At 43.1% G+C, this 16,542-nt stretch carries 12 protein-coding genes; all 12 read left to right on the top strand.

Going from position 1 to position 16,542, the window contains the following annotated elements; genetic code table 11:
- Positions 1–130: 130 nt before the first annotated feature.
- The 12 genes from K2225_RS06300 (at position 131) to K2225_RS06245 (ending at position 16,485) form a co-directional block, all read left to right on the top strand.
- Positions 131–2,998 (top strand): 2-oxoglutarate dehydrogenase E1 component, encoded by a 2,868-nt coding sequence (locus K2225_RS06300; protein WP_220583955.1) that lies wholly within the window; start codon positions 131–133, stop codon positions 2,996–2,998.
- Positions 2,985–4,298, top strand: coding sequence for a 2-oxoglutarate dehydrogenase complex dihydrolipoyllysine-residue succinyltransferase (gene odhB / locus K2225_RS06295; protein ID WP_220583954.1), 1,314 nt, complete (start codon positions 2,985–2,987; stop codon positions 4,296–4,298). The genes K2225_RS06300 and odhB overlap by 14 nt, the downstream gene beginning before the upstream one ends.
- Positions 4,299–4,546: 248 nt before the next feature.
- Complete coding sequence (gene yhbH / locus K2225_RS06290; protein ID WP_220583953.1) at positions 4,547–5,710, top strand: sporulation protein YhbH; 1,164 nt, start codon at positions 4,547–4,549, stop codon at positions 5,708–5,710.
- Positions 5,711–5,847: 137 nt separating this feature from the next.
- On the top strand, positions 5,848–7,353 hold the full coding sequence (locus K2225_RS06285) for a potassium/proton antiporter (protein ID WP_220583952.1): 1,506 nt from the start codon (positions 5,848–5,850) through the stop codon (positions 7,351–7,353).
- A 215-nt stretch (positions 7,354–7,568) separates the two neighbouring features.
- Positions 7,569–8,384 carry a pyrroline-5-carboxylate reductase gene (gene proC / locus K2225_RS06280; protein ID WP_220583951.1) on the top strand — a complete coding sequence of 272 codons (816 nt, stop codon included), beginning with the start codon at positions 7,569–7,571 and terminating at the stop codon, positions 8,382–8,384.
- Between the two features lie 89 nt (positions 8,385–8,473).
- Positions 8,474–8,953 (top strand): PH domain-containing protein, encoded by a 480-nt coding sequence (locus K2225_RS06275; protein ID WP_220583950.1) that lies wholly within the window; start codon positions 8,474–8,476, stop codon positions 8,951–8,953.
- Positions 8,946–10,442, top strand: coding sequence for a PH domain-containing protein (locus K2225_RS06270; RefSeq protein ID WP_255574242.1), 1,497 nt, complete (start codon positions 8,946–8,948; stop codon positions 10,440–10,442). Before K2225_RS06275 ends, K2225_RS06270 begins: the two co-directional genes overlap by 8 nt.
- A 129-nt stretch (positions 10,443–10,571) precedes the next feature.
- Positions 10,572–11,867, top strand: coding sequence for an NCS2 family permease (locus tag K2225_RS06265; RefSeq protein WP_220583948.1), 1,296 nt, complete (start codon positions 10,572–10,574; stop codon positions 11,865–11,867).
- Between the two features lie 246 nt (positions 11,868–12,113).
- Positions 12,114–13,700, top strand: coding sequence for a spore germination protein (locus K2225_RS06260; protein ID WP_220583947.1), 1,587 nt, complete (start codon positions 12,114–12,116; stop codon positions 13,698–13,700).
- Positions 13,630–14,790 (top strand): GerAB/ArcD/ProY family transporter, encoded by a 1,161-nt coding sequence (locus K2225_RS06255; protein ID WP_220583946.1) that lies wholly within the window; start codon positions 13,630–13,632, stop codon positions 14,788–14,790. The genes K2225_RS06260 and K2225_RS06255 overlap by 71 nt, the downstream gene beginning before the upstream one ends.
- Positions 14,787–15,908, top strand: a complete 1,122-nt coding sequence (locus K2225_RS06250; RefSeq protein WP_220583945.1) for a Ger(x)C family spore germination protein — start codon at positions 14,787–14,789, stop codon at positions 15,906–15,908. The genes K2225_RS06255 and K2225_RS06250 overlap by 4 nt, the downstream gene beginning before the upstream one ends.
- Positions 15,909–15,990: 82 nt before the next feature.
- Positions 15,991–16,485, top strand: a complete 495-nt coding sequence (locus K2225_RS06245; RefSeq protein WP_220583944.1) for a hypothetical protein — start codon at positions 15,991–15,993, stop codon at positions 16,483–16,485.
- Positions 16,486–16,542: the final 57 nt, after the last annotated feature.

Below are 16,542 nucleotides of genomic sequence, written 5' to 3'. Positions count from 1 at the left end.
GATTTGAACATTCATTAAAAAATTAAGCGAAATTTGTTGAATACGGAAGCGTTTCAATTCTATAATAGTACATGGACTTGGAAACGTTTTCGAGGAAACATTAGCCAACAACTACTTGGGGGTATTCTACGTGTCTAAACAAGGCTCCACTCAAAACTTTTGGGGAAATTTCCATGGCCCCAACATGGGGTACATCGAAGAACAATTCGAACAATATGAAAACGATCCTAGTGCTGTCGATCCTTCCTTGAAGGAAATCTTTGATGAGCACGGGGCTCCTGAATGGATGGGAAGCGAAACAGTTCCTGCAACCAATGGATCTGCTTCACCTTCTGAAAGGGACATAGCTAAAATTACCTCAGCGTTGAAACTTGTTGAGGCTATTCGTCGTCATGGTCATCTACAAGCGAATATTTACGCGGTAGGCAGTGATGAGCGACCTAAAACAAATTTGCTTGAATTAGAAACATATGGACTACAGGAGAAAGATTTAAAAGAAATTCCGGCTGATTGGGTGTGGCCTGATGCCCCAATGAAACTGGATAACGCACTTCAAGTAGTCAAAACGCTAAAAGAACGTTATGCAGGGACCATTTCTTTTGAATTCGGTCATGTGAATAACGAAGATGAAAGAAAATGGCTCCAGGATAAAGTGGACACTGGTTCCTATACGGTGTCATTGACAGATGAAGAGAAAAAACAATTGCTTTACCGACTTGCTGAAGTCGAAGGCTTTGAAAATTTCCTTGCCAAAACATTCGTTGCGCAGAAGCGCTTTTCAATTGAAGGCCTGGATATCATGGTGCCGATGCTTGATCACATCATCCAATCGGCTTCGGGCGATAAAATCAAACATATCATGATGGGCATGGCCCACCGGGGACGTTTGAATGTCCTTGCTCATATCCTCGGCAAACCATATGATCGTATTTTTTCTGAATTTCACCTTTCTCCAGATAAGGAACTGGTGCCATCAGAAGGCTCAATGGGGATCAATTACGGCTGGACAGGTGATGTGAAATATCACTTTGGGGCGAGAAGGGAAATTGAAAACGGTGAACAGTCTGCTACACGCGTGACTCTTAGCCATAATCCATCACACCTGGAATACGTCAACCCTGTAGTCGAAGGCTTCACACGTGCGGCTCAGGATGACCGATCAGAACCAGGCTATGCCAAAATGGATGAGGACGAGGCATTCGGCCTGTTGATCCATGGTGACGCCGCGTTCATCGGTGAAGGTGTTGTAGCAGAAACTCTGAACATGAGTGACCTCCCTGGATATCGTACCGGTGGAACGGTCCACATTATTGCTAACAACCTTGTTGGATTCACAACAAACCGGAAAGATGGACGCTCCACACGATATGCGAGTGACCTTGCTAAAGGGTTTGAAATTCCTGTCGTCCATGTGAATGCTGATGATCCGCTAGCTTGTTTATCAGCTATGGCTCTTGCATATGAGTACCGCCAGAAATTCCATAAAGATTTCTTAATCGATCTCGTAGGCTACCGCCGTTTTGGTCACAATGAAATGGATGAACCACGCTCTACCCAACCGAAACTTTATAAAGAAATCGACGCACACCCTACGGCTGCGGCTGTGTTTGAAAAACAGCTCCAGGAAGAATCTGTCGTAGGAGATGGCGCTCTTGATGATATGAAAGCGGAAGTAGAGAAAAAACTACGCGACATCTATAACAATATGAACGAGCATGAAACGTCTTCTCCTGATGTAAAAGATCGCCCGAGTGGAGTCGAACGAAACCTTGACGAAATTGACACAGCAATCGATCTTGAACGTCTCAAAGGATTGAATGAAGGCCTGTTGAAACGTCCAGAAGGGTTTAATGGCTTCAAAAAGCTCGAAAAAATTCTTCAAAGACGCAGTAAAATGCTTGATGACGGGCAGAAGGTCGACTGGGCGACAGCTGAAGCCTTAGCGTTTGCTTCGATTCTTGAAGATGGCCGTCCAATTCGAATTACAGGTCAAGATACGGAGCGTGGAACATTTGCCCACCGTCATCTTGTTCTTCATGATGTAGAAACAGGAGAAACGTATTGTCCAATGCATGGATTAGAACAGGCGAATGCGTCATTTGATATTCATAACAGCCCATTGTCTGAAGCTGGTGTCATTGGTTTTGAGTATGGGTACAGTGTCCAGGCACCAGAATCTCTTGTGCTTTGGGAAGCACAATTCGGTGATTTCGCTAATGCTGGACAAGTCATTTTTGACCAGTTCGTATCGGCGGGTCGCGCCAAGTGGGGAGAAATGTCCAATATGGTCTTCTTGCTTCCTCACGGATACGAAGGTCAAGGACCGGAGCACTCCAGTGCACGTCTTGAGCGATTCCTACAGCTCGCTGCTGAAAACAACTGGACGGTTGCGAATGTCACGTCTTCTGCCCAATATTTCCACTTGTTAAGAAGACAAGCAGCCATTAGTAATCAGGAAGAAGCACGCCCTCTTGTGTTGATGACACCGAAGAGTTTGTTGCGGAATCAGCGCGTGGCGGTTTCCGGGGAACAGTTCAGTACGGGACGATTCCAACCGATTATGAAACAACCCATTTTATCTGAGAACAAGGATAAAGAAAAAGTGAAAACACTCCTTCTCGGAAGCGGGAAAATCATGGTCGATATTGAAGATACGGTAGACGGTACCGATCAGACCTTTGAGACGATCGATGCTGTAAGAATCGAACAAATCTATCCGTTCCCTGAACAGCGATTAGCTGAGATGTTAGAGTCTTATCCGAATTTAGAAGAATTAGTATGGGTCCAAGAAGAACCACAGAACATGGGTAGCTGGTACTTCGTCGAAGGGATTTTGCACAAGCTGTTGAAAAAGGGACAGATCCACCGCTTTGTCGGTCGTCCGCACCGTGCTTCCCCTTCCGTAGGCGAGCCGAACATCCATAAAACGGAGCAGAATCGAATCATTCATGAAGCGCTACAGATGTCTAAAGGAGGAGAAACAAATGAAGGAAATTAAAGTTCCTGAATTAGCTGAATCCATAACAGAAGGTACAATATCAGAATGGCTCGTCAAAAAAGGGGATCAAGTGGAAAAAGGCGATCCAATTCTCGAGCTTGAGACAGATAAAGTAAACGTTGAAGTGAATGCTGATGCCAGTGGTGTCATTGCTGAGTTGTTGAGAGAAGCAGGAGACGACGTTGAAGTCGGCGATGTGATTGCTAAAGTCGATGAAAACGGCGAAGCCGGAGGCTCTGATGAAGATACATCTTCTAATGAGGAAGAGTCCGAACCAGAAGAAGAAAAAGAAAAAGAAGCATCCAACAAAGAAGAAAAGCAGCAACCAGCTTCTGAGGAGAAAAAAGAGACGTCCAAAAAAGATTCTAAAGACGTGATTGCTACTCCTGCTGCTCGTAAACGTGCGCGTGAATTAGGAATTGACTTGAGTGAGATTTCTGCTCGCGATCCCCTTGGCCGTATCCGTCCGGAAGATGTCGATGCAGCTGCTAAAGGAGAAAATAAGCAAGAATCTAAAGGTTCTTCCAACTCTTCTTCTGAGGACAAACCTAAGAAGCAGGAGAAGAAAAAAGAAGAAACGAAGAAAACAGAGTTTGATAAACCAGTCGAACGGGTGAAAATGTCCCGCCGACGCCAAACGATTGCTAAGAGACTCGTTGAAGCCCAGCAGGAATCTGCGATGCTTACAACCTTCAACGAAGTAGATATGACCAATGTTATGAAGCTAAGAAGTGAACGTAAAGAATCCTTCCTTAAGAAACACGACATCAAATTAGGATTCATGTCCTTCTTCACAAAAGCTGCAGTTGGAGCATTGAAGGAATTCCCATTACTCAATGCAGAAATTCAGGGCAACGAAATCATTAAGAAACAGTTCTATGATATCGGTATGGCGGTATCAACAGATGAAGGTCTCGTCGTTCCTGTTGTCCGTGATGCGGATCGCCTTGACTTTGCCGGTATTGAAAAAGGAATTGCTGACCTTGCGACCAAAGCACGTAACAAAGAGCTGGGTCTTGAGGACTTGCAAGGTGGTTCATTTACAATCACGAACGGTGGAATATTCGGTTCTATGCTTTCCACACCAATCTTGAATGCACCTCAAGTAGGAATCCTTGGATTGCACAACATTGAAAAGCGTGCGAAAGTCATGCCGGATGACACAATTGAAGCTCGCCCAATGATGTACATTGCTCTTTCCTACGACCACAGAATCGTAGATGGAAAAGATGCGGTACAGTTCTTGCGCAGAATTAAAGAAATGATTGAAGATCCATTCGATCTATTGCTCGAAGGCTAAAATAAAACCCCTTCCACAACATCCGTGGAAGGGGTTTTTCTTTGCTTAAAATTGTCTCGAAATCATGTCTTACACAATCCTGCCATATACTTAAACAACATATTTACCAGCATGGACTATCAATCTGATTGTGAAAAGGTAGACAATTTAGGCGAAAGAAACAAATAATCCATGTATATCTCAATATCTTTCATCCATTACCGTGGACCTGCATACGATAGAGTAATACTCGATTAGGAGGGAATTACATGGATGAAGAGATGAGTTTCGTAATCGCCGAAGACGACTGGTCCCTCCATCGGAAAGGCTACGACGATCAGCGGCGACATCAAGAAAAAGTGAAGGATGCGATGAGCAAGCAGTTACCAGATCTCATTACTGAAGAAAACATTGTGATGTCGAATGGAAAGCGTGTCGTTAAGATTCCAATACGTTCACTTGATGAATATAAGATCCGTTATAATCACGAGAAGAATAAGCATGCAGGACAAGGTGAAGGAGATAGTGAAGTCGGAGATGTCGTCGCTCAAGCGCCGCAACAATCGAAAGGTAAGCCTGGCGATGGGGATGGAGCCGGTGATCAAGCTGGTGAAGATTATTATGAGGCAGAGATTTCATTAGCAGAGTTAGAGGAAGCCTTGTTTAAGGAATTGACCTTACCGAATTTGGATGAGAAGGAAAAAGACAATATCATTCACACAGATATCGAGTTCAGTGATATCCGAAAAACAGGATTGACTGGAAACATTGACAAGAAGAGGACGATGCTTGAAGCGTATAAACGAAACGCTTTGGGTGGGGAAGCGTCATTTGCACCGATTTATCCGGAAGATATTCGATTTAAAACATGGAATGAAAAAACCAAACCGGAGTCTAAAGCTGTAGTTATTGCAATGATGGATACAAGTGGTTCTATGGGACAGTGGGAGAAATATATGGCCAGAAGTTTCTTTTTCTGGATGACCAGGTTCCTGAACCGGAATTATGAAACGGTCGAAATTGAATTTGTGGCCCACCACACTCAAGCAAAAGTTGTCAGTGAGGAAGATTTCTTTTCCAAAGGGGAGAGTGGAGGGACGATTTGCTCCTCAGCTTATCGTAAGGCATTAGAGTTGATCGAGACGAAGTATTCACCGGACCGTTACAACATTTATCCGTTCCACTTTTCCGATGGTGACAATTTAACATCTGACAATAAACGCTGTCTGGGATTGATTGAACAACTCATTGAGGTTTCACAAATGTTTGGTTATGGAGAAGTCAACCAATACAATCGTTCCTCGAGTCTAATGCAGGCTTATAAATCTATCGATCACCCGAAGTTCCGTTATTACATTTTGAGAAGAAAAGCAGATGTATTTCATGCTATGAAACAATTCTTTAGTGAACAAGTAGAAGAGATGCTAAGCTGATGTTGCAAAGGAGCCAAGTAACATCTTGTTGCTTGGCCTTTTTTGTGTTTTTAAAATCTGGACGAGTGTTTTATTACTTAAACCTGAGTTCTCCTTGTTATAATGTTCCTATATAGAAAATAAAAGGAGTATCGTTTATGATTCAGGAAATTTTAGAGTCCAATCAATTCATCATGCTGATGGCTCTATTGCTCATTGTCAGTATCATCGTTACAAAGTTCTCTTCCAGGCTCGGGGTTCCTTCTCTTGTTTTGTTTATTGCCGTTGGAATGCTTGTGGGGAATGATGGACTTGGATTCATTTATTTCGACAACCCGGAAATTGCTCAGTTGATTGGTGTCATCGCCTTGATTGTGATTTTGTTTGAGGGTGGTATGCTGACAAAGTGGAAAGACATACGTCCGGTAGTGGCTCCTTCCATTTCATTAGCTACAATAGGGGTTGTCCTTACGACATCCATCGTAGCTTTAGCTGCCAAGTTCATCTTACATATCGGTTGGATTGAAGCGTTCCTTGTGGGGTCAATTGTAGGGTCTACGGATGCGGCTGCCGTTTTTGCCGTTTTAAAAGGTAAAAATGTCCGACCTAAACTTGAAGCGACACTAGAAGCAGAGTCGGGTACAAACGATCCGATGGCTGTTTTTCTGACCATTTCTATCATTCAATTGCTCACGATTGATCAAGTCAATATATTAGGGATGATCGGATCTTTCTTTTGGCAGATGGGGGCTGGACTTGCTGTCGGAGCGGGCATCGGTTACCTGGCAAGCTTATCGCTTAACCGGATCAATCTTGACTCCAGTGGACTTTATCCTTTGTTCGCCTTAGGTTTCGCCTTTTTATCATACAGTTCAAGTTCACTTCTCCAAGCGAGTGGTCTTTTAGCTGTATATGTAACTGCTGTTGTCATCGGTAATGCTGAACTGGCCTACCGTTATTCCATTTTGCGTTTCCATGAAGGATTTGGTTGGATGGCCCAAATCCTTATGTTTATTATTCTAGGACTATTCGTCTCTCCAACAGAAGTCTTCACATGGCCTGTCATGGTAGATGGTTTGTTAATAGCTCTAGTGCTCATTTTTATCGCGAGGCCTGTGGCCACCCTTTTAAGTCTGATCGGTTTTTCCTTTACGATGAAGGAAAAGTACTTTTTATCCTGGGCTGGTTTGCGCGGTGCTGTACCCATCGTCCTTGCCATCTTCCCAATGCTTGCGGGAATTCAGAACAGCCAGCTCATCTTCAACGTTGTTTTCTTTACAGTCCTTACTTCAGCCCTGGTACAAGGTTCTTCCATTACCTGGATTGCTGAACGATTCCATCTTGTTTCCGATAAGCTTGGGAATCCGATTCATTCTCTTGAGCTGATTTCTATCGGCAAAGCAAACGTTGAAATGATTGAGTTCGATGTAACGGAAAGAAACATCGTGGTTGGTCAAAAATTAGAAGATATGGAATTGCCTGATCGGGCATTGATCAATGCCATTATCCGTGACGGGGATGTGATCACCCCTTATGGCCAGACAGAAATCAAAGCTGGAGACACGTTGTATATCCTTGTAGCAAGAAAAAATAAAAAAGAAGTGAAGAAGCTTCTTGAAGCAATCAAAGAAGATGAAAGAGAACACGAAAAAAGCCGAGCTTAAGGCAGCTCGGCTTTTTTCGTAGCAGCTATGATATTTTGGGCGTTTCACTATGATATGAAGAATACATTTATTATTATAGGTAAGACATGCGGGTTTGTAAACCTTTTCTAGAAAAAACATGTAATTTTTACTAGAGAAAACGAAGGATATCCATTATGGAATTGTACGTTCGACAATCTTCCTATACAATAAGAGTCACCAAGGAGGGATGTACGGTGAATAAGCGTATAGGTTTTATCGGCTGTGGTCAAATGGGGCAGGCGATGATTCAAGGGATGATTGATGCGGGCCTTGTAAAGGCGCGTGATATCGCTGCGACGGCTTTATCCGATGAAACGATAGACTTTGTGACTGATGAATATGGGATTAATATTTCCAATGAAAATAAACGAGTGGCAAGAGAAAGTGATCTGCTGTTCTTAGCGGTGAAACCTTATGTGTATCAAGGGGTCGTCCAGGAAATTAAGGATGAAGTACCCGAGGATACCGTAGTTGTCACTATTGCTGCCGGGATCACACTCGATGCCATGAAAGAAGCTTTTGGACGCAATGTGAAAGTGATCCGTTCCATGCCGAACACTCCTTCGCTTGTCGGAGCAGGCATGAGCGTTCTGTGTCCGAATGATTTTGTCACCAAAGAGGAATTAGCAGAAGTGATGGAAGTGTTTGAAAGTTTTGGAGAAGCTGAAATCGTAGAAGAAAAGTTGATGGATGCCGTGCCGGCTGTAAGCGGGTCTTCTCCGGCTTTTATTTACATGCTTATTGAAGCGATGGCCGATACGGCAGTTCAGCAAGGCTTCCCAAGAGACAAAGCGTATAAAATGGTATCCCAGTCTGTTCAAGGTGCGGCTCAAATGGTCAAAGAGACCGGGCGTCACCCTGGTGAACTGAAGGATGCTGTCTGCACGCCTGGGGGGACAACCATTGCTGGTGTGACAAAACTTGAAGAAGCCGGCTTCAGAAATGCCATCATTCAAGGAATGACTGCTTGTACGGAAAAATCTAAAGCATTATCAGAGGGAAAAAAATAAAGGGATAGCCGGGCTGTCATGTCCGGCTTCTTTTATAATAATGAAACATTTCGATCGCTCAATCGTAATCCTATACAGGGGGTGGAAGAATGGAACAACAACCGACACAGAGAATTTCACAACGGGCACTTACATTGTGGCGCATTTACGGATGGATACAGGTGGGAATCATTCTCTTATTGACGATTGGTCTAACCGTCACCGTTTTCTTATGGGAGTGGCCATGGTGGATCGTTCTAATTGGACTAGGCATCGCTTTGTTGGAGGTGCTCTCAATGGTCTGGCTTGTGCCAACGTTACGATGGAAAAGGTGGAGGTATGATGTCACTGAAACGGAGATCGACTTGCAGTACGGGTTATTTATAGTGACGCGTACGCTCGTACCTATGGTGAGAGTGCAACATGTCGATACAGAACAAGGCCCACTACTTAGGAAATTCCGCTTATCTACGATCAGCATTTCTACTGCCGCAACGGTACATAAAATTCCGGCATTAGACGAGCGGGAAGCGGAGCGTCTGCGCCAGTCCATCTCTTCCTTAGCAAGGGTGGCGGAAGATGATGTTTGAACCTAAAAGACTCCATCCGATTTCAGCCATCATCAACTTTGTGAAGACGTTAAAAGATGCGGCTTTGCCATTGATCATTGTGCTCGTTTTGAATGGAAACATCTTCAGTGGAGAAGTGGATTGGATTCCATTGCTCATATGGATTGGTGTTCTGCTACTCGTTTTAGGTTCAGGGATTATTCGCTGGCTTCGCTTTACATACCGCATGGAAGAGGGAGAGCTGAGAATTGAATATGGGCTTATTTTCCGTAAAAAGAGATACATCCCTATTGATCGAATTCAGAGTCTTGATTTCTCGGAGGGTATTTTCCATCGTCCGTTGAACCTTGTTAAGGTTTCAGTTGAGACCGCTGGATCTACAGGAAATGAAAAAGCAGAGGCTGAACTGACGGCGATTCGCCGGGAAGACGCAAGTTCCTTGGAAGAAGCTATTTTCCAGGAGAAAAAACGAAGATACGGGAGACAGGATGGCGAAGTTAGTGAGACTGAAGAACTACAAGCAGAGATGGAAGAACCAAAGCGCGTAAAGGTCTATGCCATGTCAATGAAAGAAATCGTAATGATGGCGGTCACTTCTGGCGGTGCGGGAGTAGTCATCTCCGGGGTAGCTGTTTTCTTTTCTCAATTCATGGACCTTTTACCTGTAGGGACCATTTACAATGAAATCCTTGATTGGATTCAGATTGGGGTACTGGTCGTTGCTTTTACGGCTCTCGTGATATTACTAGTGGCTTATGGGATATCGATTGTGATGACCATTCTAAGGTATGCGAACTTTTCTGTTTTTATTGACGGAGATGATTTGATCATTACCCGTGGGTGGCTGGAGAAAAAGCAGATGACCATACCCTTGAATCGAATCCAGGGAGTCCGGATGGAAGAAAATTTAATTCGACAACCTTTAGGATACGCTTCTGTCACGTTAATCAGTGCAGGGGGTTCGGTCTTGAAAAATGATGAGCATCAGTTGCGTCTGCTGCCAATGATCAAAGAAGCAAAAGTAGGGGAAATATTGAAAAAGGTGCTGCCTGATTATGATGTTGTGGATGATTTTCATCAACCACCTAAAAGATCGTTATTGCGTTATATTCTCCGTCACTCATGGTTCGGTTTTGTAGCCGCGATTCCCATTAGTATTTTCTTTTTTCCTTATGGTCTGCTTTCCATTTTGGCCGGGTTCTTCTTAGCTGTACTCGGTTGGCTTGCCTACCATGATGCAGGATGGAATGTACTTGGAGACCAACTTACCTTACGATCGAGAGGAATTATCAAACAGACCTACTTTATGAAAAAGTACCGCATTCAGGCCTCATATGAAAAACAGACGTATTTTCAAAGAAGGACACACCTCTCAAGCATAGAGGTCATGTTGACCTCGGGAGGAGGAAGGGCGCTTGCTTCCTGCTACTACCTTGAGAAGAAGGACACAGAAGAAATGATGGAATGGTATAGAGTCAAGCGATCAGCTGAAAAACCGTCGGAGGAATGATTTCCTCCGACGGTTTTTTTATGTAGTGATAATAAAAACGAACATTTATAATGTTTCTATTGATTTTTGTTCGTAAAAATAATATTATAATACACGTTGTAATTCTTATGGAAAGTTTGGTGTTTCCAAATGTTAAACAAATGGTTCCGATTAAATGAAAATCATACAAGTGTTAAAACAGAGTTGCTTGCAGGATTAACGACATTTTTGACGATGGTCTATATCGTTGTTGTTAACCCGGCGATTCTTTCAAGTGCTGGAGTGCCATTCGAGCAAGTGTTCATGGCGACGATCATTGCAGCAGTCGTTGGTACGTTGATCATGGCTTTCGCTGCCAATTATCCCATAGCTATTGCTCCAGGGATGGGATTGAATGCTTACTTCGTTACAGAGGTCGTTCAACAGGATGTCAGTTATTCTGTTATTTTCGGGGCTGTGTTTGTATCAGGTATATTGTTTGTTCTTCTTAGTTTGACAAGTTTACGAAAGACATTGATTACTGCGATTCCTCCTTCATTAAAATATGGGATCACATCAGGCATCGGTTTATTTATTGCTTTTCTCGGTTTAAGAATGTCAGAGATCATTGTTCCTAGTGAAGAAACGTTGGTTACGCTTGGTGACTTGACGGCAAAAGGTCCATTGTTGACTGTATTCGGGCTTTTCTTCACTTTGATCCTGATCGCTAGAAACGTGACGGGCGGATTGTTCATCGGTATGTTCGTGACAGGTATCATTGGCTTCTTCACGGGACAGCTCCAGCTGGAAGGGTTCATCCAGGCCCCGCCTGCTCCTGTCTTCTGGGATATGGATATTGGAGCGGTATTCAGCAATGGGCTTTATACAGTCATTTTCGCTTTTCTACTCGTTACGATTTTCGACACGACAGGAACGATGATCGGTGTAGCGGAACAAGCAGGTTTCATCCGCAAAGATGGAAGCCTTCCGAGAGCACGTGCGGCTTTAATGGCTGATGCCTCAGCTACAACCGTGGGAGCTATGTTCGGAACGAGTCCTTCCTCCGCATACATTGAATCTTCTTCAGGAGTAGCAGCTGGAGGACGGACTGGACTAACGACTCTGGTTGTTGCGTTCTTGTTCATTCTGTCGATGTTTTTTGCCCCTATCGTTGGAGCAGTTTCTGGGTTGCCAGCCATTACAGCTCCCGTATTGATCATTGTCGGTTGCTTTATGATGGGCGGTCTTGCAAAGGTGAACTGGGGTTCTTTCGATGATGCTTTCCCGGCCTTCATCATTATCCTTTCCATGCCTCTTACTTCGAGTATTGCAACAGGGATCTCTTTCGGCTTTATTACGTACCCGTTGCTAAAGCTGGTCACTGGAAAAGGAAAAGATGTTCACTGGATGCTGTATATGTTCGCAGTTATTTTCATTTTGCAAATGGTCTTCTTCCCAGGCCACTAAACCAGTATGTCCTACGGCTATCATGCCGTAGGACTTTTTTTGTTATTAAAGTTCTTGATTTTGACAGAGTTGGTTTAGAGACTTTTGAGTTAAGTTCTGTAGTGAGCTGTTTCCTAACCACCATTTCTCCTGTAAAAGCCTCGAAACTGAGTCTTCAACGTTATTGGATGAGGGTTTTTGGAGAGGATAAGATTTGTTAGGTATATTCCATTTTATCCGTGGCAAATTAAGGTTAGGTGATGCGAAATGGGAATCTTTACGCGAATTTTCAGGAATAACCGTGATAAGTTAGCCGACCGACATATGTCCGAACCTTCGGGTGAGAAAGAAGTACAATGCTCAAGAAGGTTGTCAGAGAACGTTGAGTATATCTTAGGTGCTTTTCATCAAACCAACGATTTAAAGATAAGGGTCTTAAAAAAAGGTGAGGCGGCTCTATTATATTTTGAGTCTTTAGCTGAACACGAAAAAATCCATGAAAAGATTTTTGCACCACTCGAAATGGGGCATGCCGATGACGTTTTCCAACTTCCCAATGCAAAAAAGACGAGCGACTTAGAAGAAGCTGTACGAACACTTTTGCGCGGACATGCAATTTATATGGAAGAGGGAAAGAAGGAAATCTCCCAGTTCAGTGTCACTTCTTCGTTTGGACGAACCCCTGAAGAACCACAGAATGAGAAAGTGGTCCGCGGAGCTCATGATGGTTTTGTCGAAAATATGATGACAAACATCAACCTCATCCGCAAAAGGGTGGAACACAGAGATTTAACAATCAAATACTTTAAGTTAGGTAAAAAGACGAACACGAATGTTTCTGTCATTTATATGGATGGTATAGCGGACCCTACACTTGTCCAGGAAATTGAGACAAGACTGCATTCTATTGATTCAGACATGATCCATAGTCCGGGACATGTAGAAGAGTTTATTGAAGATCAGTCCAACTCTCCGTTTCCTCAAATGTTGAATACGGAAAGGCCGGACCGAGTGGCAGCCAATTTAGTGGAGGGAAGAGTCGCCATTATGTCGGAGGGGAGTCCTACGACCCTCATTGCACCAGCGACTTTCTTTATGTTTTATCAGGCCCCGGATGATTATAATATGCGCTGGTTCACCGGAACTTTCGTTCGATTGATACGCTTGTTCAGTTTCATTATTGCGGTAGGTTTGCCAGCTTTTTACATTGCTGTTGTCAGTTTTCATTTTGAAGTTATTCCTGACGAACTCATAATTCCAGTAAAAGCTTCGATCAATGAAATTGCCTATCCACCCATTATAGAAGGGCTTGTCATGGTCATCATCATTGAACTGATCAGGGAAGCGGGGATACGGCTTCCTGCTCCGATTGGTCAGACGATTGGTATTGTCGGTGGTCTCGTTATCGGGGACGCAGTGGTAAGAGCAGGGCTCGTTTCAAACATAATGGTCATTGTGGTTGCGTTGACGGCCATCGCATCCTTTGTCGTTCCTTCTAATGAACTGAGTACAGCTCTTCGTTTATTAACCTTTCCGTTGATTGTACTCGCAGGAACGCTCGGGTTTATCGGTATCGTATTTGGGATGTTAATTATACTGACTCACTTGACGAGGCTCCATTCTTTTGGCGTCCCTTATTTTGCCCCCCTTGCTCCGCTGAGTCTTGTTGATCTGAAGGATACGTTCGTCCGTTTGCCCATGTTTATGATGAAGCTTAGACCAAAGGACGCCCATGCGCTTAAACCTGTAGCTTTGGACCCTTCAAGGGAGTGGAAAAATCGAGATGGACAGAACCAATCAAAGCAAGGCAGTCCAGGAGAGAAAACCTCCTCGACAAAAGACACGAAACAATGATCAAAAGCTGTCGCAAAGACAGTTTTTCTTTATTATCGTTCAAACTCAAATTGGAGTAGGAATTCTTTCTGTCCCCTATGACTTGCACAGCGTAGCGAGGCAAGATGGGTGGATTTCCCTGCTTATCGGTGCCCTTGCTATTCAAGTTATTCTTCTTGGAATTTGGGTGGTAGCGAAAAGTTTTCCTGAAGATACCTTGTACACCATAAACGATAAACTATTTACAAAGTGGATTGGAAAACCGATTTCCATTTTGTATATTTTATATTTCATTGGCGTAGGCTCGTTAATCATTCTATTGTTCTGCAGGATGATCAGTATGTGGGTGTTGCCCAACACGCCTTTATGGGTTACTTCTTCATTATTGATTTCGGTTTGTATGTACATGGTAAGCGGTGGATTGATCGTATTAGGGCGTATGTACACGATGCTTTCTTTACTGTTAGGATTACTGATCTTTTTTATTATTATTGCTACAAAAGAAATGCACCTCATGTACTTGTTTCCCATTTTAGAATCGGGTTGGGGGAAGGTGTTTGCTGGTATAAATAAAGCGATCTTTTCCTTTTTTGGATTTATCGTTTCGCTCGTTATTTTCTCAAAGGTTGAAGGGTCGCATGTACAAAAATTGAAAACGATTGTTTATGCGCACTGTTTTGTTACGACTTTTTATATGTTTACGGTTTTTGCAAGCTTTACTTTTTTCAGTACGAGTGAGCTTAAACTAGTTCCAGAACCCGTTTTGTATATGCTGAAGGCATTTACGCTGCCGATCATTGCGAGGATCGACTTGTTCTTTATTTCAATCTGGGTGATCAATGTGGCGACTACACTCGCTACTTATTTATACATGGCCAGTTTAGGACTGTCAGATCTATTTAAGAGGGAGCCCCAGAGCCATTTTATTGTTCTTATTGGTGTAATCATATTCATCATCAGCATATACGTTGGTTTAGACATATCAAGAATTCAAGCATTCAACAAGGTTGTGACCAATTCCGGCTATATTTTTTCTGTCGCCCTACCATTAATCATGGTTCCTTTAAGTTACTTCATAAGAAACAGAAGGAAGGGGGAGAGTTCGTCTTGAAGGTATGTTTTTTTATCTGTATGGTATGCACTTTGTTTCTTACGGGATGCTGGGACGAAAAACAGTTTAAAAACGTCAAACTTGTACTTTCCCTTGGATTTGATCAAGGAGAAGAGGGAGAAATCATTCAGACAGTATCCATCCCTACTGTAAATAGAGCATCCGAAGGCCCGGGGAGTGAAAGTTTACAAATTGTATCGACCTCTGCAAACACACCTTTACATGCAAGAGATAAAATTGATCAAATGATATCTGAAACGTACGATCCATCAAAAGTGAAAGTAGTCCTACTAGGCGAGGACCTTGCAAAAAAGAATATCTACCCTATTCTTGATGACATGTACCGCAGTCCTCGCAGTAATCTGAATGCTTATCTTGCTGTGGTCGAAGAAGGAACGGCTAAAGAAGTGATAAGTATGAATCATAGTGGAGCGACCAGGATCAGTAATTATATCGGAGGCCTGTTGGAAGCTGCTGTTTCATCAACTCATGCGACTGGTGAAAATCTGCAACTGCTTTGTGCTGAATTACTGGAACCTGGGATCGACTTTTCTGTACCTTTATTGAAAATAGAAGATGATGGCAGCCTACTCACTTTCAACGGGATGGGATTGTTTCATGAAAAAGCATATACAGGGGAAAAGATTGGAGCGGAACAAACAACGATGTATATGCTCTTGCAAGGGGTGAAAGGAAGGGTAGCTCGCTTGACTGAAAAAATTGATGACAATGGTAAAGATGAAATTTTAGATTATGTGACTGTAAGTGTCGCTGAAAATGATCGGAAAATGAAAGTCGAGAATAAAGATGGAGAGATTGCTGCCACCATTCACTTAGATATGAGCGTGAAAATTGCTGAATACCCTTCCGATCATTTATATGTGAAAGGGAGGATAGAGGAAATTAGCAAGAAGCTCTCAGAGCGACTTACCGAAGAGTCGGTAGATATAATCGCTCAGCTTCAAGAAGCGAATAGTGATGTGTTCGGGATAGGAAGAAGAGTAAAAGCTTATCACCCGGAAGTATGGAAAGAAATAGACTGGAGTGAAACCTATCCGGAAATATCAATTACACCAACAGTGGAAGTAGAAATTATTCAGCACGGAATCATTAATTAAAATTTTTTCCTCACACGTGAAACCTTTTTGGGAGTCATCTCGTCTCTATATTAGAAACATAGAATTGACGGAGGAAAGAAGCGTGTGGAAAAGGTTTGGAATTTTATTTTTCTTTTTATTGATGATCAGTGCTTGCAGCAAAACCCATGCGGTTCCTAGTGGGTACCATTCTTACAACATGGAGAAGGTATCTTCGGCAGTTGAACAATTAGAGTTTAAACCAGAGCTGCCTGAGTACATTCCTATCCCGATGATCAGTGTCGTCTCTGACATCTATCAGGATGAAGGGAAAGAGTGCATGGATTTAAGTTTTTACACCCCAGACAATGATCTGTTGACCATTCAATTCTCCCAAGGTGAAATGGATACTCCCTGGATAGATCCGGAAGAACTTTCCATTAGTGAAGAAGTAGAAGGAGTTTATGAAGATAATCGCTTCTCCAAAAAACTGACCTGGGAAAAGGATGGAGTGACGTACTTGATGACTTACCGTGCCAGTGTGGCGCCTGAAGAAGGTAATGAACAGAGTGTGACACGACAACAATTGGTTGAAGTGGCCCGCTCGTTTCATTCATAAAATGATTATACCTCCCCTATGGTATAGCACCCACCGACTGACCACCGGTGGGTGCGT

The organism is Halobacillus sp. Nhm2S1 (assembly GCF_019599545.1).
Taxonomy (GTDB): Bacteria; Bacillota; Bacilli; order Bacillales; family Halobacillaceae; genus Halobacillus.
Note: the sequence above shows the minus strand (reverse complement) of the source record. Positions and strands in the feature narration are given on the sequence as shown.

Excerpts from the sequence above, each read along its gene's own strand:
- odhB (WP_220583954.1), top strand. The coding sequence starts at position 2,985 with ATGAAGGAAATTAAAGTTCCTGAATTAGCTGAATCCATAACAGAAGGT.
- yhbH (WP_220583953.1), top strand. The coding sequence starts at position 4,547 with ATGGATGAAGAGATGAGTTTCGTAATCGCCGAAGACGACTGGTCCCTC.
- K2225_RS06285 (WP_220583952.1), top strand. The coding sequence starts at position 5,848 with ATGATTCAGGAAATTTTAGAGTCCAATCAATTCATCATGCTGATGGCT.
- K2225_RS06275 (WP_220583950.1), top strand. The coding sequence starts at position 8,474 with ATGGAACAACAACCGACACAGAGAATTTCACAACGGGCACTTACATTG.
- K2225_RS06270 (WP_255574242.1), top strand. The coding sequence starts at position 8,946 with ATGTTTGAACCTAAAAGACTCCATCCGATTTCAGCCATCATCAACTTT.
- K2225_RS06265 (WP_220583948.1), top strand. The coding sequence starts at position 10,572 with ATGTTAAACAAATGGTTCCGATTAAATGAAAATCATACAAGTGTTAAA.
- K2225_RS06260 (WP_220583947.1), top strand. The coding sequence starts at position 12,114 with ATGGGAATCTTTACGCGAATTTTCAGGAATAACCGTGATAAGTTAGCC.
- K2225_RS06255 (WP_220583946.1), top strand. The coding sequence starts at position 13,630 with ATGGACAGAACCAATCAAAGCAAGGCAGTCCAGGAGAGAAAACCTCCT.